20 protein-coding genes are annotated in these 20216 nt (G+C 75.1%); 9 read left to right on the top strand and 11 right to left on the bottom strand.

Annotated elements, in window-relative coordinates:
- Nucleotides 1–37: 37 nt before the first annotated feature.
- Nucleotides 38–1195: an LLM class flavin-dependent oxidoreductase gene (locus tag PHK61_RS23595; protein WP_274283469.1), complete on the bottom strand. Its 1158-nt coding sequence runs from the start codon at nt 1193–1195 to the stop codon at nt 38–40.
- A gap of 2 nt (nt 1196–1197) precedes the next feature.
- Nucleotides 1198–1995 (bottom strand): alpha/beta fold hydrolase, encoded by a 798-nt coding sequence (locus PHK61_RS23590; RefSeq protein WP_274283468.1) that lies wholly within the window; start codon nt 1993–1995, stop codon nt 1198–1200.
- Between the two features lie 139 nt (nt 1996–2134).
- On the opposite strand from PHK61_RS23590, the gene PHK61_RS23585 reads away from it, so the two are divergent.
- A complete protein-coding gene (locus PHK61_RS23585) occupies nt 2135–3130 on the top strand; it encodes an AraC family transcriptional regulator (RefSeq protein ID WP_274283467.1) in 996 nt (331 codons plus the stop codon).
- 32 nt (nt 3131–3162) lie between these two features.
- On the opposite strand, the gene PHK61_RS23580 is transcribed toward PHK61_RS23585, so the two are convergent.
- Complete coding sequence (locus PHK61_RS23580; RefSeq protein WP_274283466.1) at nt 3163–3996, bottom strand: DMT family transporter; 834 nt, start codon at nt 3994–3996, stop codon at nt 3163–3165.
- Nucleotides 3997–4300: 304 nt separating this feature from the next.
- Here PHK61_RS23580 and PHK61_RS23575 point away from each other — a divergent pair, with 304 nt between their 5' ends.
- The 3 genes from PHK61_RS23575 to PHK61_RS23565 all read left to right on the top strand — a co-directional run bounded on the left by PHK61_RS23575 (nt 4301) and on the right by PHK61_RS23565 (nt 7278).
- Nucleotides 4301–5779 (top strand): DUF222 domain-containing protein, encoded by a 1479-nt coding sequence (locus PHK61_RS23575; RefSeq protein WP_274283465.1) that lies wholly within the window; start codon nt 4301–4303, stop codon nt 5777–5779.
- Nucleotides 5776–6012 (top strand): hypothetical protein, encoded by a 237-nt coding sequence (locus PHK61_RS23570; protein ID WP_274283464.1) that lies wholly within the window; start codon nt 5776–5778, stop codon nt 6010–6012. Before PHK61_RS23575 ends, PHK61_RS23570 begins: the two co-directional genes overlap by 4 nt.
- 84 nt (nt 6013–6096) lie before the next feature.
- Entirely contained in the window at nt 6097–7278 is a 1182-nt protein-coding gene (locus PHK61_RS23565; RefSeq protein ID WP_274283463.1) for an FAD-dependent monooxygenase, read from the top strand.
- Here PHK61_RS23565 and PHK61_RS23560 read toward each other — a convergent pair.
- From PHK61_RS23560 to PHK61_RS23540, 5 genes are all read right to left on the bottom strand, one after another.
- Complete coding sequence (locus PHK61_RS23560; protein WP_274283462.1) at nt 7251–9107, bottom strand: sugar phosphate isomerase/epimerase and 4-hydroxyphenylpyruvate domain-containing protein; 1857 nt, start codon at nt 9105–9107, stop codon at nt 7251–7253. The two genes, PHK61_RS23565 and PHK61_RS23560, sit on opposite strands and share 28 nt — an antisense overlap.
- Nucleotides 9108–9127: 20 nt before the next feature.
- Nucleotides 9128–10009, bottom strand: coding sequence for a shikimate dehydrogenase (locus PHK61_RS23555; RefSeq protein ID WP_274283461.1), 882 nt, complete (start codon nt 10007–10009; stop codon nt 9128–9130).
- Nucleotides 10006–11331 carry an MFS transporter gene (locus tag PHK61_RS23550; protein ID WP_274283460.1) on the bottom strand — a complete coding sequence of 442 codons (1326 nt, stop codon included), beginning with the start codon at nt 11329–11331 and terminating at the stop codon, nt 10006–10008. Before PHK61_RS23550 ends, PHK61_RS23555 begins: the two co-directional genes overlap by 4 nt.
- Nucleotides 11332–11443: 112 nt before the next feature.
- Entirely contained in the window at nt 11444–12094 is a 651-nt protein-coding gene (locus PHK61_RS23545; RefSeq protein ID WP_274283459.1) for a TetR/AcrR family transcriptional regulator, read from the bottom strand.
- A gap of 107 nt (nt 12095–12201) precedes the next feature.
- On the bottom strand, nt 12202–13638 hold the full coding sequence (locus PHK61_RS23540; RefSeq protein ID WP_274283458.1) for an amidohydrolase family protein: 1437 nt from the start codon (nt 13636–13638) through the stop codon (nt 12202–12204).
- 202 nt (nt 13639–13840) lie between these two features.
- Between PHK61_RS23540 and PHK61_RS23535 the strand changes: the two genes are divergently transcribed.
- Nucleotides 13841–14647 carry an IclR family transcriptional regulator domain-containing protein gene (locus PHK61_RS23535; RefSeq protein WP_274283457.1) on the top strand — a complete coding sequence of 269 codons (807 nt, stop codon included), beginning with the start codon at nt 13841–13843 and terminating at the stop codon, nt 14645–14647.
- Nucleotides 14648–14656: 9 nt separating this feature from the next.
- On the opposite strand, the gene PHK61_RS23530 is transcribed toward PHK61_RS23535, so the two are convergent.
- Genes PHK61_RS23530 through PHK61_RS23520 form a run of 3 tightly spaced genes read right to left on the bottom strand, consistent with a single transcriptional unit; the run spans nt 14657 to nt 16847 of the window.
- Nucleotides 14657–15667: an acyl-CoA dehydrogenase family protein gene (locus PHK61_RS23530; RefSeq protein ID WP_274283456.1), complete on the bottom strand. Its 1011-nt coding sequence runs from the start codon at nt 15665–15667 to the stop codon at nt 14657–14659.
- Entirely contained in the window at nt 15565–15870 is a 306-nt protein-coding gene (locus tag PHK61_RS23525; RefSeq protein ID WP_274283455.1) for a hypothetical protein, read from the bottom strand. Before PHK61_RS23525 ends, PHK61_RS23530 begins: the two co-directional genes overlap by 103 nt.
- Nucleotides 15867–16847 carry a VOC family protein gene (locus PHK61_RS23520; protein ID WP_274283454.1) on the bottom strand — a complete coding sequence of 327 codons (981 nt, stop codon included), beginning with the start codon at nt 16845–16847 and terminating at the stop codon, nt 15867–15869. Before PHK61_RS23520 ends, PHK61_RS23525 begins: the two co-directional genes overlap by 4 nt.
- Nucleotides 16848–17023: 176 nt before the next feature.
- Between PHK61_RS23520 and PHK61_RS23515 the strand changes: the two genes are divergently transcribed.
- The 4 genes from PHK61_RS23515 (at nt 17024) to PHK61_RS23500 (ending at nt 20196) form a co-directional block, all read left to right on the top strand.
- Complete coding sequence (locus tag PHK61_RS23515) at nt 17024–17986, top strand: AraC-like ligand-binding domain-containing protein (protein WP_274283453.1); 963 nt, start codon at nt 17024–17026, stop codon at nt 17984–17986.
- Entirely contained in the window at nt 17983–18663 is a 681-nt protein-coding gene (locus PHK61_RS23510; protein ID WP_274283452.1) for an alpha/beta hydrolase, read from the top strand. Before PHK61_RS23515 ends, PHK61_RS23510 begins: the two co-directional genes overlap by 4 nt.
- A 94-nt stretch (nt 18664–18757) precedes the next feature.
- Nucleotides 18758–19945: a cytochrome P450 gene (locus PHK61_RS23505; protein WP_274283451.1), complete on the top strand. Its 1188-nt coding sequence runs from the start codon at nt 18758–18760 to the stop codon at nt 19943–19945.
- A gap of 32 nt (nt 19946–19977) precedes the next feature.
- Nucleotides 19978–20196: a ferredoxin gene (locus PHK61_RS23500; protein WP_274283450.1), complete on the top strand. Its 219-nt coding sequence runs from the start codon at nt 19978–19980 to the stop codon at nt 20194–20196.
- The last annotated feature ends 20 nt before the right edge of the window (nt 20197–20216 follow it).

Below are 20216 nucleotides of genomic sequence, written 5' to 3'. Positions count from 1 at the left end.
TGCCTCCGGACTGCGCGGTCGTTGCCGCGTGTAACGGTCAGCCCGGGACGGTGGCCGGCGCCCGCTTCAGCTCCGGGACGACCTCCTTCGCGAAGATCTCGGTGTTGCGCCGCACCATCTCGGCCGGCATCGCCCCGATCGTCAGCATGGCCATCAGCTGGCCGAACCCGAGCTCGTCGCGCAGCTCGCCGAGGCGGTTGCGGACCTGCTCGGGCCCGCCGACGACGACGTAGCCGTGCTCCAGGAGCTCCTCGTAAGACAGCTCCGGGTAGGCCTTGAGGTTCGCCTTGAGCAGGCCCTTCATGGCCGCCGGGCTCATGTACCCGGGCGGGAAGACGATCTCCAGGCCCTGGCGCAGGCCCCGGTGGAAGAGCCACTCGACGTACTGGCGGGCCTCGCGGTGGGCCGACGCGTCGTCCTCGCCGACGAACACCGGCAGCGCCATCCCGATCTTCTCGGGCTCCGGGACGTAGCCGAGGTCGGCGGCCGCCGCGCGGTAGCCGTCGAACCACGTCTTCACGACGCGGGTCGGCGCGTAGACCGAGACGTAGGTGTAGTGGTTCTCGGCCACCCAGCGCATCGTCTCGGGGCTCCCCGCGCCCGGCACCGCGATCGGCGGGTGCGGCTGCTGTAGCGGGCGGGGCCAGATGTTGACGTAGCGGTACTCGTAGTGCTCGCCGTACCAGCTGAACGGGCCCGGCTCGGTCCACGCCTTCTTGATCAGGTCGTGGGCCTCGTTGAAGCGGCTCCGCGAGTCGGCCGGGTTGATGCTGTGCCCGAAGTGCTCCCAGCCGATCCCGCGGACGAAGCCGGACAGGAGCCGGCCCTTCGTCAGGTGGTCGAGCATCGCGATCTCCTCGGCCACCCGCAGCGGGTTCCCGCGCAGCGGGATCGCGTTGCCCAGCACCATGATCGTCGCCCGGCTCGTCCGGCGGGCCAGCGCCGCGGCCATGATGTTGGGCGAGGGCATGGTCCCGTAGGCCGACTGGTGGTGCTCGTTGACGACGATGCCGTCGAACCCCACCGACTCCGCGTACTCGAGCTCGTCGAGGTAGCGGTGGTAGAGGTCGACGCCGACCGCCGGGTCGAAGTGGGCGTTGGAGAACGTCAGCGACGGCGAGGGGTACTTCTCGACGTCGTCGAAGTCGTCGGGCAGGTACGGGTAGGGCATCAGGTGGAAGAAGTTGACCTTCATTCTCAGCTCCCCAGGTGCTCGACGACGGCGGCGGTGACCTCGGCGGGACGCTCGCCGTGCAGGGCGTGGCCGCAGTCCTCGACGACGACGAGCCGGGCGTCCGGGATGCGCTCGGCGAAGCGCTGCGCGTGCTCTCGGGGGACCAGCCGGTCCTCGCCCGCGGCGAGCACGAGCGTCGGGGCGGTGATGCGGTGCAGGCGGCGCTCGAGCTTCGGGTCGTTGAGGAACGGGTGCCAGCCGAAGCGGGCGAGGGCGCCGAGGTCGCGGTAGGTGGCGAGGATCTGGTCGGTGGTGGGCTCGGCCGAGAGTGCCGCGGTCACCAGGGCCTCGTCGTGGAACAGCGCGCGCATCAGCTGCGGCGGGTTCATGAGGAACAGGTCCGCGATCGGCGCCTCGGGGATCCGCAGACCGATCGCGGCGCCGAGCACGAGGCGGCGGACGCGCTCGGGGGAGTGCATCGCGAGCTCCGCGGCGACCCAGCCGCCGAAGGACACGCCCACGACGTCCACCTGCGCGAGCCCGAGGCCGTCGAGCAGGTCGAGGTAGTGGTAGACGAGGTCGTCGACCGTGTGCAGCTCGGGGAGGTCGTCGGAGAGGCCGAAGCCGGGGTGGTCGGGGGCGACGAGGTCGCCGACGCCGGCGAGCCCGAGCTGCAGCGGGCCCCACTCGTTCGCGCCGCCCGCGGAGTGCAGGAGCAGCACCGGGTGGCCCTGCCCGGCGCGCCGGTAGGCGATCTCGCCGCCTGCCGCGCCGCATCGCTGGACCGGCGGCGTGGCCGGGTCGACGTCGGTCAGGGTCATGGGTCCTCCTGGTCATCCGGCGGGCTGTCGCGTCAGGATGTGAGTGCGGACACTAGGAAGTGGGCCGCGCCCGGCACGATCCGCCGACCGCCGTCGTCGGCCGGTTCCTGCAGCGGATCCCGCGGGACGGAGGACATCGATGTCGCTCTTCACCGAGGACCTGGCGCGCCCCGAGCTCGGCGCGGCGGACACCGTCGACATCCGCACCTCGCGCCCCGCGGTGGCCCGGTCGCGGACGATCGAGTTCCTCGGCTGCGGCCACGCGATGACCGTCGACGACGACGTCGAGGACTTCGACGCCGCGGTGTCGTGGCGCCGTGTGGGCGGGGTCGGCGTGCTGCGGTCGCGCTACCGCTCGCCCGTCACGGTCACCTGCACGCCGCCGATCCCGTGGGTGACGATCAGCTTCATCCCGCGCGGGGCGGTCGCGTTCGCGGCCGGGGGCCGCCGCACCACCGGCGACCGGCGCCGCGGCGTCGTCCTCGACTACGCCGAGCGCGTCGACATGCAGTGGGGGCCGGGAACCGAGCAGTTCATGGTCGCGATGGAGCGCGACCGCCTCGAGCGCGGGCTGCGCGGCCTGGTCGAGGACGTCCCCGACGCGCCGCTGGAGTTCGAGCCGGGCCTGGACGTCGAGGGCACCGGGCGCGCCGTGATCGGGGCGGTGGCGAGCCTGCGGGCCCTGCTCGCGCACTCGCCCGGGCAGGTCCCGGCGGTGCTGGCGGGGGAGGTCGAGCACGCCGTCGTCACCGCGCTGCTGCTCGGCACGCGGCACAACCACCGTGACCGCATCTTCCGCCGCTCGCCGCCCGCCCCGCGGCGGGTGCTGCGCCGGGTGCTCGACCTCGTGGAGTCCGCGCACGACAGCACGCTCACCGTCGCGGACCTGGCGGCCTGCGCGGGCACCAGCGAGCGGGCGCTGCACGCCGCCTTCCGCCGCGAGCTCGGCACCACGCCCATGGCCTACCTGCGGGGCCGGCGGCTCGAGGCCGCGCGCGAGGACCTGCTCGCCGCGCCACCCGGCGACGGCGTCGCGGCGATCGCCATGCGGCACGGGTTCTCGCACCTCGGCCGCTTCGCCGCCGCGTACCGGGCGCGGTTCGGGGAGCCGCCGTCATCCACGTTGCGACGCTGATCAGCACCGGCGGGGCGAGGTGGGCGTGCGCCTCAGAGGTCCACCAGGACGATCCCGATCACCACCACCGCCGCGGCGACCGCCCGGCCGCGGCCGAAGCGCTCGCCGAGGAAGACCGTGCCGATGACGGCCCCGATGACGATGCTCGTCTCGCGGAGCGCGGCGACCGCGGCGGTGGCCCCGCTGGTCTGGGCGACGAGCACCAGCCCGTAGGCCGCGAGCGACACCAGGCCGCCACCCAGGCCGGCGAGGACGACGCCGCGGCTGAGCGTGCGCAGTCTGCGCCCCCGTCTCGCCAGGGCGACGAGCGGCATCACCGGGCCCTGGAGCAGGAACATCCACGCCGCGTAGACGGGCACCCGTGTCGTGGCGACGGCGCCGGCGTCGACGACCGTGTAGGTCGCGATGGACAGGCCCGTGGCCAGTGCAGCGCCGAGGGCCGGGAGGGAGGCGCGCGAGAACCGCCCGCCGTCGAGGGCGAGGCGCAGGAGGCCGAACGAGATCACGCCGATCCCGACCAGCTGGAGGGCCGGCACGTCCTCGCCGCGGGCGATCTCGACCAGCGCGACCACCCACGGCGCGGTCCCGCGCGCCACCGGGTAGACCTGGCTGAACTCGCCGAGCTGGTAGCTCCACCAGAGCAGCAGCGTGTAGACGACGTGGACCGACGCCGAGGCGAGGATCGCCGGCCACGCCGCGGCCGGCGGCGGGCCGAGGGCTAGCGCGGCACCCCCGCCGATCACGACGTACGTCGTGCCGATGAGGGCGAACCCCACGAGACGGTCCGGGACGCCGTGCGCCACGGCGTTCCACGTCGCGTGCAGGACCGCGGCGAGCAGGGTGAGGGCCGTGATGGCGGTGGTCACCGAGGAGGCTCGTGGTGTCGCTGCCCGCCCGGAGGCGGGCACGTCGAACAGGAGCCCTCGGGGCTTCTCTCCCGTCAGGTGTCGACCGGCCCGGACCGTGGGTCGGGGGCGGCCGTGGCGCCGCTCGGTCCAGACCCCGACCGTCCCTGGTTGTGGGCTGGGCGACGGGAGGCGGGCGGAACCCTAGGCGCAACCACGTGCTGGCCGGACCCTAACGCCGATCGCCGTGCGCCCGCCCCTCCAGCGCGCTTTTCTTCGCTTTTGCCCCTTACGCGGCCCGAGATCTCGCGCTACGATCGAACACGTGTTCGACAGCGGGTGGACTGCGGTGGCCGAGGAGCCACGTCCGTCCCCCGCTGTCGCCTGGTCGCAGTGGGCGCCGGGGGCCGGGCTCGCGGCGGCCCTGGAGGCCACCGAGCCCCTCGACCTCGCCGACGACGAGGGCTACGACGCCGCCGAGAGGCTCGCCGGGTGGGAGGCCCTCGTCAGCTGGGCGACCGGCCGGCTCCACCGCGAGACCGCCGAGTACCTGCAGGCCCGCCAGGCGCGCGTCCGGGGTGCCGGCCGGAGCGAGCTGGTGTCGGAGTCGGTGGCGATGGAGGTGGCCACCCTGGCGCGGGTGGCTCCGCGCACCGGCGAGATCCGTGTCTTCCAGGCCGAGAGCCTGCTCGATCGCCTGCCGGGCACTCTGGCGGCGCTCGAGGAGGGGCGCATCTCGCTGGGGCACGCGCGGGTCGTCCTCGAGCAGACCGAGATGTGCGACACGGCCACGGCGCGCGCGGTCGACGCCGATCTCTGGTCGCGGCCGACGCGCGACCGGACGCCGACCCAGCTGCGCGACCTGGTCCGCCGCATCGTCACCCGCCTCGCCCCGGACATGATCCGTCGCCGGCCCGAGCAGGCCGAGAAGAAGCGCGGCCTGCGCTACTGGTCGGACGACCACGGCGCCACCGGCGTGCTCCAGCTCCGCCTCCCCGCCGACCAGGATCGCGGCGTCTACAGCGTCATCGACGCCGTCGCGCGCCGCGCGGGCGACGAGCCCGACGGCCCGAAGCGCGACATGGAGCAGAAGCGCGGCGACACCGCCCGCGACCTCGTCCTGGACGGGGCCACCGCGCACGGCGTGCTCGGCGACGGCGCGTGCGGCGGGGACGACGACGCGATGCAGCCGAGCCGTGGCGGCGCGACTGGCGGCAGCGCGACTGGCGACGACGCGGCGGAGGGCGGTGTGATCGGTGACGACGCGCCCGGTGACGACCCGACCGGTGACGACGCGGCCGCCGGCGCAACCGGTGGCGGCGCGGGCAACGGCGAGGAGGTGTGCGACGCCGCGGCCGGCGAGGGCGACTCCCGCGATCCGGTGCGGGGTGTGCGGCGCGGGGTGCGGTCGCCGGTGCGCACCGAGGTGCGGGTGACCATCGGGTGGGACGTGCTGGCCGGGTTCTCCGATCGACCCGGTGAGATGGAGGGCCACGGCCCGATCCCCGCCGCGATGGCTCGGCGCCTGGCCTCCGACCCCCAGGCGTGGTGGCGGCGTCTGCTCACCGACCCGGTCACCGGCACGGCCGCGCACCTCGACGCCCGGCGCTACCGGCCACCGGCCGCGATGCAGGATCTCGTGCGCGCCCGCGACCAGACATGCGCGGCGCCCGGTGCCGGCTGCCGGCGTCGCGCTGCGACCTCGACCACGTCGCGCCCTACGAGCACCATCGCCCGGGCGGTGGCGCCGGGCCGACGCGGGCGGACAAGCTCAAGCCCGCCTGCCGGCGACATCACCGGGTGAAGACGCACGGGGAGTGGTCGGCGGCGCTCGGTCCCGATCCCGACGGCGGCAGCGCACCGGTGATCATCTGGACGTCGCCGTCCGGTCACCGCTGGTCCGTGCGCTCTCCGGAGCTCGACCCACCTCGGTGGGAACGGGACGAGACCGACGACTGGCCCCGCGACATCGACTCGTGGCGACGCCGCGAGGCCCGCCCTCCACCTGGCGACCCGTGGCGCCGGCGCGCCGTCTGAGCCGGCGCGCCCGGCGGGCGATCTTCTTCCCGCTCGCCGGGAGTCGCGCTGCGCAGCGGGCCCGCCGCACGCGAGGGTGGCGGGGTGCGGACGGACGTGGTCGTCGTGGGGGCCGGGCCGGCGGGGCTGATCCTCGCGTGGTCGCTGCAGCGGGCGGGCGTGGCGACGACGGTGATCGAATCCCAGTCCCGCGAGGAGCTCGGGAAGCTCCCCAAGGCCGGCATCGTCGAGTACCGCACCGTGCAGCTCCTGACCGCCGAGGGGCTCGGCGGCACCGTGCTCGAGTTCGCGGCCGAGAACCACCGCTGCGAGTTCCGGACCGCCGACGAGTCCGTGCTGGTCGACTACGGCGCGCTGACCGGGGGCCGCCCGCACTACGTGTTCCCCCAGCACGCCCTGGTCGACCGGGTCGCGACGTCGCTGCTCGACCGCGGCGGCGAGGTGCTCTTCGGCCACCGTGTCACCGGCGTCGAGCAGGACGCGGACGGCGCCACGGTCCGCACCACCGGACCCGAGGGTCCCCACGAGCTGGAGGCCGAGGTCGTGATCGGGTGCGACGGCGCGGGCAGCGCGGTCGCGCGGTCGCTGGCCGGCGTGGTCACACAGCACGACCGTCGGCACCCGCAGCGCTTCCTCGTGATCAGCGCGGCGATGCCCCCGCTGGTCGACCACACGATCTACGCCGCCCACCCCCGCGGCTACGCCGCCCACATGCGCCGGCTGCCCGACGTCACGCGGCTCTACCTCGAGGTGCCCGGCGACCAGTCGCCCGCCGACTGGCCGCACGACCGGATCCGCGACGAGGTCGGCCGGCGGCTCGGGGTCGGCGACGCGCTGCGGCACGTCGAGCTGCCCGAGGTCGACGTCCTCGACCTGCGGACCCGGGTGACGACGCCGATGCAGCACGGGCGGGTCTTCCTGGTCGGCGACGCCGCGCACCTGATCACGCCCGCGGGCGGCAAGGGCATGAACCTCGCGATCTTCGACGCCGTCGAGCTCGCCCACGGGCTGATCGCGCGCTTCGGCCCGGACGCCGACCCCACCCGCTCGGAGCGCTACGGCGAGACCCGCCTCCCCGCGATCTGGCGCACCCAGGCGTTCTCCGACTGGTTCCTGCGGATCATGACCGCCCCGCCGGGCGCCGGCGACGAGCGCGACGGCTTCGGGCTCGGCCTGCGCGAGGGCTGGGTGTCGTCACTGCAGCGCGATCCGCTGCTGCGGCGGTGGTTCGCCCACGCCTACGCCGGCGTCGACCCGACGGAGTGATCGCCGGGCCCCGTCACCCGCGCCCGGCGGTGCGCCGCCATCCGGGCCGGGGCGTCGGCGGCGCCGTGGCCGCGGTACCCGCCGACGCGCTGGACCGCCTCGAGGAACACCCGCCCGCCGAGCACCTCGGTGACCACGTGCCGGTACTCGCCGTGCTCGTCGCGGTCGAGCAGGACGCGGTGGGCGTGCAGGTCGGCGGCGGTGTCCTCGTCGACCCAGCCGCGGGCGACGAGGTCGTCGTAGTGGTTGGGCCCGACGTCGACGAGCCGCACCCCGGCCGCCGTCGCCGCTCGCGAGACGGCGAGCACGTCGTCGACGGCCAGGGCGAGCGACTGCGGCGCGGGCACCCCGGGCGCCCAGCCGCCGCGGCGCACGACCGAGGACGAGAGCACGATCCGCAGGGCGTCGGCACCCGCGCCCGCCCCGAGCAGGCGGCTGCGGACCAGTCCGAACGGGGCCGCGACCTCCCACTCGCCGAGCGGTTCGAGGCCGAGCACGGCGCGGTGGAACAGCGAGGTCTCGCCGACGTCGTCCCAGGGCGGGGTCAGCGCGACGTGGTCGATGCCCTCGACGTGCCCGGCGCGGCGGGGGACGTCGATGGGGACGAAGTCGCCCGGCCAGAAGTCCGCCCGCCCCGGTCGCGGGCGGCGCGGGCAGCACAGCAGGAGCGAGCCGTCGGGTGCCGCGACCGCGCGCAGGTCGGCCTCGCCCGCCGCGTGCGGCAGCGGGCGCCGCGGGGCGAGCAGCGCCGCCGCCCGGGACGCCAGCGCCTCCGGGTCGTCGGTGCGGACGGCCAGGCCGGCCACCGAGGTGGTCGGCACGGGCTCCTCGCTCACCACCACCCGCGCGTCGCCCGCCTCCCAGAGCGTGACGGGCTTGGTGCGGTGGCGTCCGGTGGCGTCGAGACCGAGCGCGTGCAGGGCCGTGCCGACCTCGTCGGCGGTGTCGGGGTCGACCGCGATCTCGACGAACGCGGGACCGTGCACGGGCGGCCGCGACGGCAGGCCGGGCGCGGGTGACCCGACCGCCTCCTCGAGCGCCAGCAGCGACCGCCGCGCGTCGCGGGCCGCCCGCCACGGGTCGGCCTGGCGGACGACGTCGTTGAACACCTCCAGCGACCAGGGCCCCGCGTAGCCCGCGTCGGCGACGGCCGCGGTGAACGCCTCCAGGTCGAACGAGCCCTGCCCCGGGAAGAGCCGGTGGTGGCGGCTCCACGGCAGCACGTCCATCGCGAGCTCGGGGGCGTCCGCGAGCTGGACGAAGAAGATCTTCTCGCCCGGCACGTCGCGGACGGGCGCCGGGTCGGAGCCGCGCGACAGGATGTGGAAGCTGTCGAGGCACACCCCCAGCGCCGGGTGGTCGGCCGCGGCGACGATGCGCCACGAGCGGTCCCAGGTGTCGACGTGCCGGCCCCAGGCGAGCGCCTCGTAGGCGAGGCGCAGCCCGCGGTCGGCCGCCCGCGCGGCGACGGTGTGCAGCTGCACGGCGGCGAGGTCGTCGTCGTCGACGGCGCGCGGGTGGACCGACGAGCACACGAGCGCGGTGTCCACCCCGAGCTGCTCCATCACCGCGAACTTGCGGTCGAGGCGGGTCAGGACGGCCGCGAAGTCCTCCGGCGGCAGCGCCTCGACGTCGCGGACCGGCTGGAAGAGCTCGATCGCGAGGCCGAGGTCGGCGCACCGCGCGGCGATCTCCGCGGGGCGCTCGGGGGAGCCGAGCATGTCCGGCTCGAAGATCTCCACGCCGTCGAAGCCCGCCGCGGCGGCCGCGGCCAGCTTGTCCTCGAGCAGCCCGGAGAGACAGACGGTGGCGAGGGCGTGACGGGGCACGGCTCCTCCTCTCGGGAGGGTCAGGGGGAGACGGCGACCAGCTCGGTGAAGTGGGCGAGCATCCGGTCGGCGTCGGGCTCCACGCCGGTGAAGAGCCGGAAGGCGTCGACCGCCTGGAACACGGCCATCCCGCCGCCGTCGAGCACGCGCAGGCCGCGGGCCCGGGCCGCGCGCACCAGCTCGGTCTCCAGCGGCCGGTAGACGACGTCGGCGACCCACAGGCGCGGGTCGAGCAGGTCGGTGGGGACGGGCGAGCCGGGGTGCCCGCGCATCCCGGTGGGTGTCGCGTGCACGAGGCCGTCGGCGTCGGCCAGCACGGACGCCAGCGCCGCCACCGACGCCGCCGTGGCCGCCGGCAGCGCCCCGGCCAGCGCCGCCGCCCGCCCGGCGTCGGCGTCCACGACGGTGAGGTGGCCCGCCCCGAGCCGGCCCAGCGCGTGCGCCACGGCCGCGCCCGCGCCGCCGGCGCCCAGGACGACGACGTGCCCCAGCGCGGCGTCCGGCAGCCCCCGGCGCAGCGACGTCGCGAAGCCCGACCAGTCGGTGTTGTCGCCGGTCGCGGTGCCGTCGGGGGCGAGCACGACCGTGTTCACCGCGCCCAGCGCCGCGGCGTCCGCCGAGAGCCCGTCGAGGTGGGGCAGCACGGTCTGCTTGACGGGGTGGGTCAGGTTGAGGCCGCGGAAGCCGGCGAGCCGGGCCGCGTCGAGCACGCGCCCGACGTCGTCGGCGCCGAGGCCGAGCTCGTCGAGGTCCATCCGCTGGTAGAGGTAGCGCATCCCCTGCGCGTCGCCCTCCCGCTCGTGCAGCGCCGGCGTGAGGGACGGGCCGATGCCGGACCCGACGAGGCCGACGAGCACCCGCGAGGTGGTGACGACCGCGCCGTTCGGGGACGGGGCCCTCACCGCGACGGGGCCGACGCGGCCACGGCCGGCGCGTCGTGGAACGTCTCGAGCTGCGCGGTCGGCACGTGCGCGGTCTCCCGGGCGGTCGCCGCCGCCGCGGCGGCGACCACGCAGAGCACGCCGCCGAGGACGGCGACCGGGACCCAGCCGTTCGGGCCGTCACCGGCGATGGCGGCGGCGATCGTGGGGACGAACCCGCCGATGGCGAACCCGATCTGGGTGCCCAGGGCGACGCCGGTGAGGCGCACGCGGGTCGGGAACATCTCGCCGTAGAGCGCCGGCCACACGCCGTTGGCGGCGCTGTAGACGATCCCGGAGAGCAGGATGCCGGTGAGGAACACCAGCGCGTAGCCGCCCGACGAGATCGACCACAGGTAGAGGGCGAACGCGACACCGCTGGTCAGCGCGCCGCCGATGAACACCGGCCGGCGCCCGATGCGGTCGGCCAGCCGGGCCCACAGCGGGATCGCGGCGAGCGCCACGATGTTGGCGAGGATGCCGACCCAGAGCATCGCCGTCCGCGAGAGGTCGCGGTCGGCGGTCGCGAACGACAGGGCCCAGACGCTGACGAGCGTGCTGACCGACGACACGAGCGCGGCGAGCACCACGCGCAGGACCGCGGCCCAGTGCTTCCGCAACAGCACCACGAGCGGCGCGGCGTCGTGGGCGGTGTCGGTCTCCGCGAACACCGGGGTCTCGGTGAGGGTGCGGCGGATGACGAGCCCGGCGATCACGACCACGACGCTGAGCCAGAACGGCACCCGCCAGCCCCAGCTCAGGAGGTCCTCCTGCGGCAGCGCGGCGAACGGCAGGAACACCGCCGACGCGAACACCAGGCCGGCCTGCGTGCCGCCGAGGGTGAAGCTGGTGAAGAACGCGCGCCGGCCGTCCGGGGCGTGCTCGAGGGTCATCGAGCTGGCGCCGGCCTGCTCCCCGCCGGCCGAGAAGCCCTGCAGCAGGCGCGCGACGACGAGCAGCACCGGGGCGACCACGCCGGCCGTCCCGTAGCTCGGGAGGCAGCCGATCGCGAAGGTCGACACCCCCATGAGCAGGATCGTCGCCACGAGCACCCGCTTGCGGCCGACGCGGTCGCCGATGTGGCCGAGCACGATCGCGCCGAGCGGGCGCGCCACGTAGCCGACACCGAAGGTCGCGAGGGCGAGCAGCGTCCCGGCGGCCGGGCTCGACGACGGGAAGAAGACGTCGTCGAACACCAACGCGGCGGCCGTGCCGTAGATGAAGAAGTCGTAGTACTCCAGCGCGCTGCCGATCCACGCGGCGAGCGCGGCCTTGCGGGGCTGGGCGGTGACAGGGTGCGTCATGGCGGGCTCCCGGCTCGTGCGGCGGTGCACGACATCCACGGGTGGACCGCGAATGTACCGTTTGGTTACGTACCGGATGGTGAGTTAGCCGTCACGCGGTGTCAAGGGCGGGTCAGTCGCGCCCGACGTGCGCGGTGAGGTACTCCACGACGAGCTCGCCCAGCATGCGGCGGTAGTGGTCGCGCCGGGCGGGGTCGAGCATGTCCCGGTCGAACACCACCTGGAACGTGTGCCGGTTGGCGGTGCGGAAGACGCAGAACGCGCTGATGACCAGGTGCACGTCGACGGCGTCGACGTCGTCGCGGAACAGCCCCGACGAGCGTCCGCGGGCGAGGATCCGGTCGAGGACGTCGATCGCGGGCGCGGCCAGGCCGGCCAGGACCGACGAGGTCCGCAGGTGCTCGGCGTGGTGGATGTTCTCGATGCTGACCAGGCGGATGAAGTCCGGGTTCGCCTCGTGGTGGTCGAAGGTCACGTCGGTCAGCGCGCGGATCGCGGCGGTCGGGTGCAGGTGCTCGACGTCCACGCCCTGCTCGAGCGCGCGGATGCCGCGGTACGCCTGCTCCAGCACCGCCAGGTAGAGGCCCTGCTTGCTGCCGAAGTAGTAGTAGAGCATCCGCTTGGTGGTGCGGGTCTTCGCGGCGATCTCGTCGACGCGGGCGCCGGCCAGGCCGCGCGTCGAGAACTCCTCGGTGGCCACCGCGAGGATCTCCGCGCGGGTGCGCTCCGGGTCCCGTTGCCGCGTGTCCCCGCCTGCCGCCACGGACCGAGTACACCACGCCGGCGGTGTGGACCAGGCGGTGAACACGTCGGCCCCCGGCCCGGAGGACCCGGGACGGGGGCCGGTGCGCGTCGGCGCCCTCGGGGGACTCAGGCGCCGTGCGTCGTGGCCGAGCGGTAGTCGGTGTAGGTGTACGGGTTGTCGAGGACCTTGGTCTCCGGGATGTCCGGGTTCATCCCCTGCTGCCAGGCGTCCTCGCCGAGCTCGCCGCGCAGGTGGTCGACGGTCTGCTCGACGGTGCGGCGGGCCGCCGCGAGGTCGACCCCGACGAGGCGGTGGTCGCGCTTGACGATCCGGCCGTCGACGAGCACGGCCTCGACGTCGCCGCGCTGGGCCTGGAACACCACGTGTCCGTAGGGGTGCAGGACCGGGAAGCCCACCGGCGAGTGCTCGTTGCGGACGAGGACCAGGTCGGCCTTCTTGCCCACCTCGATGCTGCCGAGATCCGCCTCGCGGCCCAGCGCGCGGGCACCGCCCATCGTGGCCATGTCGACGACGTGCTCGGCGCGCAGGGCGTGGTGGGTGACGGTCTCGCCCTTGGCGTGCGCCTCGAGGTGCTCGCGGGAGCGGTCGGCGCTCAGCGTCGCGCGCATGGCCGAGAACAGGTCGCCGCTCCACCACATGGAGGTGTCCATCGACAGCGACATCGGGATGGCGTGGGTCCGCAGCACCCAGGAGGGCGGGTAGCCCTGGCCCGCGCTCTGCTCGCTCTCGGTGGACACCGACACCGAGCCGCCGGTGGCCGCCATCCGGTGGTAGGAGTCGGCGGACAGCGTCGCGGCGTGCACGTACACCGTCTCGGGGCCCATGAACCCGTGCTCGTGCATGAGGCGGATGCCGTCGTCGTTGGTCGCGCCCCACACCCCGGCGTGGGTGGTGACCGGCAGGCCGAGCTCGCGGGCGACCTCGAACGCGGGCTTCTCCGGGAAGGTCGGGTCGCCGGTGACGTCGAAGGCGAGCTGGAAGCCCTCGACGTCGCCGCGGCGCCGCTCGAGGACGTCGCGGAACCCGGGGCTCGCCGTCCAGTTCGCGGGCGCGTCCTGGATGTTGCCGTACGCGAGGACGAAGCGGCCGGGCACGCCGGCGAGCGCGTCGATCGCGGCGTCGGCGTGCTCGGGGGTCTGCAGGTTGTGGGACCAGTCGACGCACGTGGTGACGCCGGCCTCGATCGCCTCGAGGGCCGCGAGCAGGTCGCCGGCGTGGATGTCCTGCGGACGGAAGCGCCGCCCGTGGTCGAGGTAGTTCCAGACGAAGTACTGGGTCAGCGTCCAGTCGGCGCCGTACCCGCGCAGCGCCGTCTGCCACATGTGCCGGTGGGTGTCGATCATCCCGGGCATCACGACGCCCCCGCGGGCGTCGATCTCGTCGGTGCCGGCCGGGACCTCGACGTCCACGCCGATCGCGGCGATGCGGCCGTCGACGACGAGCACGTCGTGGCCCTCCAGCACGGAGTGCGCGGCGTCGACGGTGAGCACCGTGCCGCCGCGCAGGACGACGGGACGCCGCTCGGCGGCGGGCTGGCTCATGGAGCACTCCTCGGTCGGTGACTCGATGGCGGACGGACGTCCGGCAGACGGTCGGATGGCGTGGGTCACCCTCGTCCCGAGATGGTCGAGTTGTCAACGACCACCGTGCACCACGCCGTGGGGACCGTGGTGGTCGTGCTGTCCGCCCAGCGGTCGCAGCGGCTACAGTCCGCCCAGCCGCGTCGCGAGGGAGGGAGTCACCGTGCCGCGAGACGGAGCGGGGCCCGACTTCATCGAGGCCCTGGCGCGCGGGCTCGACGTCATCACCGCGTTCGGCGCCGCGCGCCCGGTGATGACCCTGGCCGAGGTGGCGGCCGCGACCGGGCTCGCCCGCCCGACCGCGCGGCGCATCCTGCTCACGCTCGCCGAGCTCGGCTACGTCCGGGCGGTCGAGCGCGGGTTCGTGCTCACCCCGCGCGTGCTCGACCTCGGCGTGGCCTACGTCGACGCCCTGGGCCTCTGGGAGGTGGCGCGCCCGCACCTCGAGCGCCTCGTCGAGCGCACCGGCGAGTCCTGCTCGATCGCCCAGCTCGACGGCTCGGACATCGTCTACGTCGCGCGGGTCGCCGTCCCGAAGATCGTCGCGCTGAGCGTGCAGATCGGGACGCGGTTCCCGGCGCTGGCGACCTCGCTGGGCAAGGTGCAGCTCGCGGCGCTCCCGCCCGACGAGCTCGAGCGGGTGCTCGCCGAGCCGACGCGCTCCGGCCTGACCCCGCGCTGGCGCCCCGAGCCCGACGAGCGCGACGCGGTGCTGCGCGAGGTGCGCGCCCGGGGCTGGGCGCTCACCGACGAGCAGCTGGCCGCGGGCATCCGGTCGGTGGCGGCGCCCCTGCGCGACGGCGAGGGGCGGGTGATCGCCGGCGTCAACGTCAACTGCCACGCGGCGGAGACGTCGGTCGACCACCTGCTCGGCCACCACCTCCCGCTGCTGCTGCAGGCGGCCGGTGACATCTCCGCCGACTTCGCCCGCCGCGCCGCGCTGCCGCGGCGGACGCTGCCGGCGTCCTGACGGGCGCGGTCAGGCCGCGGGCTCGACCAGGTCCAGGAAGACCCAGCTCGCCCCCGGTGCCAGCCCGGCCAGGTGGCGCCCGCACCCGTGCCGGACCGCCGGCCCGGAGGTAACGTGCTGGGTGCCGCCGTGCAGGTCACGGAAGACGCGGTTGAGCGGGCCGCTGCGCAGCGCGGTGGTGCCGGCCCACTGGTAGACGGTCCGGCCGACCTCCTGCGCGGCCTGGGTCGCGGTGTGCAGGGCGAGCCGCAGGAGCGTGTCCTGCTCGGTGGTGAGCCCCTCCCCGCGCTCGAGGCCGGCCTCGATGTCGGCCCAGACCTCGAGGTTCCAGGCGCGGGCCGCGCGCAGCGTCGCCTCGGCGCGGGCGTAGTCGGCGTGGAACTCGCTCGTGTCGACGCCGGCGTTCCGCGTCCCGGCCTTCGCCGCCGCGACGGCCTGCATCTCGTCGAGCAGCCGCCGCCCGACCCCGAGCGCCCACCCGACGTGCTGGAGGCTCGCGAAGGCGGCCAGGCCCAGCCGGAACACCCCGCCGCCGAGCAGCGGCTCGGTGGTGGTCGCGACGTAGGTGTGCTCGGCGGGGACGAACACGTCCTCGCAGTGGTAGTCGACGCTGCCGGTGGCCCGCAGGCCCATGACGTCCCAGTCGTCGACGATCGTGACCAGCTCGCGGGGCAGGGTGAACACGCGGACCTCACCGGTGTCGCAGAGCGCGGCGGTGTGGATGTGCGTGGCGTGGTGCAGGCCGGAGGCGAACGACCACGAGCCCGAGAGCAGGTAGCCGCCCGCGGCGGCGCGCGCCCGGCCGGGGCGGGTGCCCTGGCCCGCGGCCAGCGTGCGGTCGCCGTGCTCCGCGGTGATCTCGGCGAAGGGCTCGCGCCCGAGGTAGGCCGCGGTGGTCCCGATGGCCATCTGCAGGGTCATGACGACCCAGCCCGTGGACGCGTCGGCGCGCGAGAGGGCCTCGATCGCCGCGATGACCTCGCGCGGCGCGAGCTCCATGCCGTCGAGCTCGCGGGGCATGCTCTCGTGTAGACGCCGCTCGCGTGCAGCGCCTCCGCCACGCGCGGGGTCAGGCGGCCGCCGGCCTCGCCGGCGCCGGCCTCCTCGCGCAGCAGCGGGTCGAGCTCGCCGATGCGCGCCATGAGCGCGGCGTGGCGGTCGCCGGTGGGCCGGTCGGTGGTGTCGGTGGTGTCTGCCGTGGGGCGGACGAGCTGATCGGTCACGACTCCTCCTCGTCGGGCGTCACCGGGGTCTCGATCGGTTCGAGCATCGAGAAGATCTCCTCGCGGCGGTGCTCGAACTGCTCGGGCAGCTGGAACCGCTGCCCCAGCTCGTGCGGGGACTCGTCGCAGGTCCAGCCGCCCTCGGCGTGCGTCACGGCCAGCTCGAACAGCGCCCCGCCCGGCGTGCGCACGTAGACCGACTTGAAGTACTTGCGGTCCTTGAGCTCGGAGATGTCGGTGTAGCCGTTGCCCTCGATCTCGAACTTCAGGTCGTCCTGGTTCTCGAGGGTCTCCAGGTTCCAGGCGACGTGGTGGAAGGTCCCGGCGCCGTAGCGCCAGGTCCCCTGGTCGTCGGAGGTGTCGGCGATCAGCTCCACGTGGTTGCCGTGGCTGTCCTGGCCGACCTGGTAGGCGGCGCGGTCGCCGTCCTCGACCAGCTTGCCCTGGGAGTGGAAGACCTCCTCGGAGAACTCGACCATGCGCTCGGGCGTGGCCACGTGGATCCCGGTCCCGTGGATGCCGTGGATCGCGTACTCCGGGGGCACGCCCTGCCCGGGGTGGCCCACGCGCGGGTCGCCGTCGACGGGGACCAGGGCGTACTCGATGCCGCAGGGGTGGCGGAACTCCAGGCGGCGGCGGTCGAAGACCTCGGTGCTGGTCACCTCGACGCGGTGCTCGGTCAGGCGCCGCTCCCAGAAGTCCAGCGAGTCCGCCGGCACCGAGAGCAGCACCTCGCGGGCCTGGTTGGTGCCCCGGCGCCCGACGAGCCCGGCCTGGCGCCACGGGAACGTCGTCAGCACCGCGGACGGGTCGCCCGCCGCGTTCGCGTAGTACAGGTGGTAGATCGGCAGCGAGCCGTCGAAGAGCACCGTGCGCTTGATGAAGCGCATGCCCAGCGTGTCGACGTGGAAGTCGACGTCCTCCTGGGCGCCGCCCACCGACAGCGTCGTGTGGTGGGAACCGCGGATGTGGGACACGGGACCTCCTGGGGACCGGGCCGGGTGGCCGGGCTGCTCGCCCCGACGCTAGAAGTGGTCCACGTCTCGTGACTCTCGCTACAGTGCACGACCACCTCCGCTCGGTGCACGGCGCGGGGGTCGGCGGACGACGACCGGCCGTCCCGCCGCAGCGGAGGTGCTGCCCATGGACGCTCATGGACGCTGACGACGAGGTCCGCGACGCCCGCGACGTCGACGCCTGGCGCGGCGCGGTGACCGGGGCCCTGCTGCCGTTCCACGTCGAGTGCCCGGCCCCGGAGCGGTTCCGCGGCAGCATCGGCCGCCGCCGGCTGGGCGACACCTCGATGATCGCGATGACCTCCCGTCCCCACCTCGCGGTGCGCGCGGCCGAGCACATCGGTGACGGCCCCGCCGACTACCTCCTCTCGCTGCAGCTCGCGGGCACCGCGCAGTTCCGCCAGGACGACCGGCTGGCCCGGGTGGGCCCGGGCGACATGGTCTTCTACGACTCCGGCCGCCCCGTGGAGATCGTCAGCGGCGAGGGCTACCGCAGCCTGTGCTTCCGGTTCCCGATCGACGGGCTCGGCGGTCACCGCCGGGCCGGGGAGCTGACCGCGACGACGCTCGACCCGGCCCACGGGCTCGCGCCGGCCGTCGCGGGCCTGCTCACCGGGCTGCACGAGAGCCTCGAGCGCCCGGGGGCCGACGTCCGCGGCGAGACCGTCCTCGTCGCGGCGCACCACGCCACCGAGCTGGCCCGCACCCTGTTCGACGACGAGCTCGCCCGCCGCGGGCTGCTCGCTGCCCCGGACCCCCACGAGGAGCTGCGGGCACGCATCGACCGGCACATCGACCACCACCTCGCCGACCCGGGCCTGTCACCGCGCAGCGTCGCCGCCGCGCTGTTCGTCTCGACCCGCCACCTGCACGCCCTGCTCGCCGAGGACGGGCGCACCGTGGCGGGCACCATCCGCGAGCGCCGGCTCGCCCGGTGCCTGGCCGACCTCGCCGACCCGCTCCAGGCCCGCACCCCGGTCTCGGCCGTCGCCCTGCGGTGGGGGTTCACCAACGCGACGCGGTTCGGCCAGCTGGTCAAGGCCACGACGGGGCGCACGCCGGTGGCCTACCGTCGGGCCATGACGGACGGGACGGCGTGACGGCTCGGGCCGAGGCCCTGCGGGCGCCCGGGGTGGAGGTCCGCGGCGCCCCGCCGGGCACCGCGGCGCTCGCCGTCGTGCTGCTGCACGGCCGCGACCAGGACCCGGCGTGGATGCACGAGCACGTCGTCGGCCGGCTCGCGCCGCGCCTGCCCGACGGAGCGATCACCTGGGTCCTCCCCGCCGCGCCGGGCCGCACCTGGTACGCCGGCCGCGTCCACGACCCGCCCGGGGAGACCCTCGCCGAGCGGGACCGCGCCGCCGACGTCGTCGACGGGCTCGCCGACGCCCTCGCCGCGCACGGCCACGACGCCCGCTCGACCGTGCTCGCGGGCTTCTCCCAGGGCGCCTGCCTCGTCGCCGACCACCTGCTGCGGCGCCGCCGGCGCTGGGCGGGCGCGCTGGTCTGGACCGGCGCGGCCGCGGGACCGCCCGGCACCGACCGCACGCCGCCCGCGGACGACCCCCGCCCGCTGGACGGGCTCCCGGTCCTCGCCACCAACGGCGACGCCGACCCGTGGGTGCCGCTCGCGGCCACCGAGGAGATGGTCGCGGCGCTGCGCGGGCGCGGGGCCGAGGTCGAGCTGCGCGTCCAGCCCGGGCGCGACCACGAGGTCGCCGACGACGAGCTGGACGCGGCCGCGGCCCTGCTGCGCCGGCTGGCCGCGACCCGGTGAGGGCCGGAGCGGTTGACACCGCCCCGCCCGTCGGTGAAGGTCGTTCGGCCAGCGGACACCTGTCCGCCAGATCGACCGGGGGACGCCGCCGCCGATGACGACCGTCGCGACCGCACCGCACTTCGACGCCGACATCTACACCGACCAGGCGCTGCGCGAGCCCTACGGGCACTACCGGGCCCTGCGCGACCTCGGGCCCGCGGTGTGGCTGAGCGCCCACGACGCCTACGCGGTGGCGCGCTACGACGACGTCAAGCACGTGCTGGCCACCCCGGAGGTGTTCCGGTCGGCGAACGGCATCGCGCTCAACGAGCCGGCGAACGCGGCGATCCTCGGCTGCACGCTGGCCAGCGACGGTGAGCGCCACGCCCACCTGCGGCGGATCGTCGCGCACCGGCTGACCCCGCGGGCGCTGCGGCCCATGCGCGAGGTCGTCACCGACGCCGCCGACGCCCTCGTGGCGGACCTCGTGGCCCGCGGCTCGTTCGACGCGGTCGGCGACCTCGCCCGGGCCCTGCCGCTGTCGATCGTGCCGGACTTCATCGGCTGGCCCGAGGAGGGCCGCGAGCACCTGTTGCGCTGGGCCGGCGCGAACTTCGACTCCTTCGGACCGCTCAACGCCCGCACCGAGGCGGCCCTGCCGCAGTGCGGCGAGATGGCCGCCTACGGCGCCCGCCTGGTGCGCGAGGGCGGCGTGCTGCCCGGCAGTCTCGGCGCCGGCGTGCTCGAGGCGCGCGACGGCGGCGAGATCACCGACGAGCAGGCCATGATGCTCATGCTCGACTACCTCGCGCCCTCGCTCGACACCACGATCAGCGCCGTCGGCAGTGCGATCTGGCTCTTCGGTGCGCACCCCGAGCAGTGGGACCGCCTGCGCGCGGAGCCCGAGCTCGTCCCGAACGCGGTGCAGGAGGTCGTGCGGCTCGAGTCGCCGATCCGCGGGTTCGGGCGGCTCGCGGCGCAGGACACCGAGATCGGCGGCGTCGCCGTGCCCGCGGGCTCCCGGGTGCTCGTGCTCTACGCGTCGGCGAACCGCGACGAGCGGCACTTCGCCGACCCGGACCGCTTCGACGTGGCGCGCCCCGACGCGCTCGAGCAGCTCGGGTTCGGCTTCGGCGAGCACGGCTGCGCCGGGCAGGGGCTCGCGAAGCTCGAGATCGCGGCGCTGCTCACCGCGCTGGCCCGCACGGTGCGCCGCTTCGAGGTCGGCGCGCCGGAGCGGGCCCTCAACAACCTGATCCGGGCGTTCGCGTCGGTCCCGGTCACGGTGCACGCCGACTGAGCGGACCGGGCACGGGCAGCAGGGAGGCGGACATGCGCATCGAGGCGGACTACGACCGGTGCGAGGGGCACGGGCAGTGCGAGGAGCGCGCCCCGGAGGTCTTCGAGCTCGACGACGACGGCAACCTGGTCCACCACTACGAGGGACGGGACCTGCCCGCCGGGCTGGAGGACGCCGCCCGGGGCGCGGCCGCGGTCTGCCCGGTGGCGGCGCTGCGCGTCGTCGAGACGTCCCCGGCGCCCCGGACTTGACGATCTCGGCCGCCGCGAGC

This window comes from Actinomycetospora lutea, assembly GCF_028737205.1.
Lineage (GTDB): Bacteria > Actinomycetota > Actinomycetes > Mycobacteriales > Pseudonocardiaceae > Actinomycetospora > Actinomycetospora lutea.
The sequence above is the reverse complement of the archived record's forward strand: the minus strand, read 5'-3'. Positions and strand labels throughout refer to the sequence as shown.

Excerpts from the sequence above, each read along its gene's own strand:
- PHK61_RS23540 (WP_274283458.1), bottom strand. The coding sequence starts at position 13,638 with ATGAGCCAGCCCGCCGCCGAGCGGCGTCCCGTCGTCCTGCGCGGCGGC.
- PHK61_RS23515 (WP_274283453.1), top strand. The coding sequence starts at position 17,024 with ATGGACGCTGACGACGAGGTCCGCGACGCCCGCGACGTCGACGCCTGG.
- PHK61_RS23595 (WP_274283469.1), bottom strand. The coding sequence starts at position 1,195 with ATGAAGGTCAACTTCTTCCACCTGATGCCCTACCCGTACCTGCCCGAC.
- PHK61_RS23505 (WP_274283451.1), top strand. The coding sequence starts at position 18,758 with ATGACGACCGTCGCGACCGCACCGCACTTCGACGCCGACATCTACACC.
- PHK61_RS23585 (WP_274283467.1), top strand. The coding sequence starts at position 2,135 with ATGTCGCTCTTCACCGAGGACCTGGCGCGCCCCGAGCTCGGCGCGGCG.
- PHK61_RS23550 (WP_274283460.1), bottom strand. The coding sequence starts at position 11,331 with ATGACGCACCCTGTCACCGCCCAGCCCCGCAAGGCCGCGCTCGCCGCG.
- PHK61_RS23590 (WP_274283468.1), bottom strand. The coding sequence starts at position 1,995 with ATGACCCTGACCGACGTCGACCCGGCCACGCCGCCGGTCCAGCGATGC.
- PHK61_RS23530 (WP_274283456.1), bottom strand. The coding sequence starts at position 15,667 with ATGCCCCGCGAGCTCGACGGCATGGAGCTCGCGCCGCGCGAGGTCATC.
- PHK61_RS23500 (WP_274283450.1), top strand. The coding sequence starts at position 19,978 with ATGCGCATCGAGGCGGACTACGACCGGTGCGAGGGGCACGGGCAGTGC.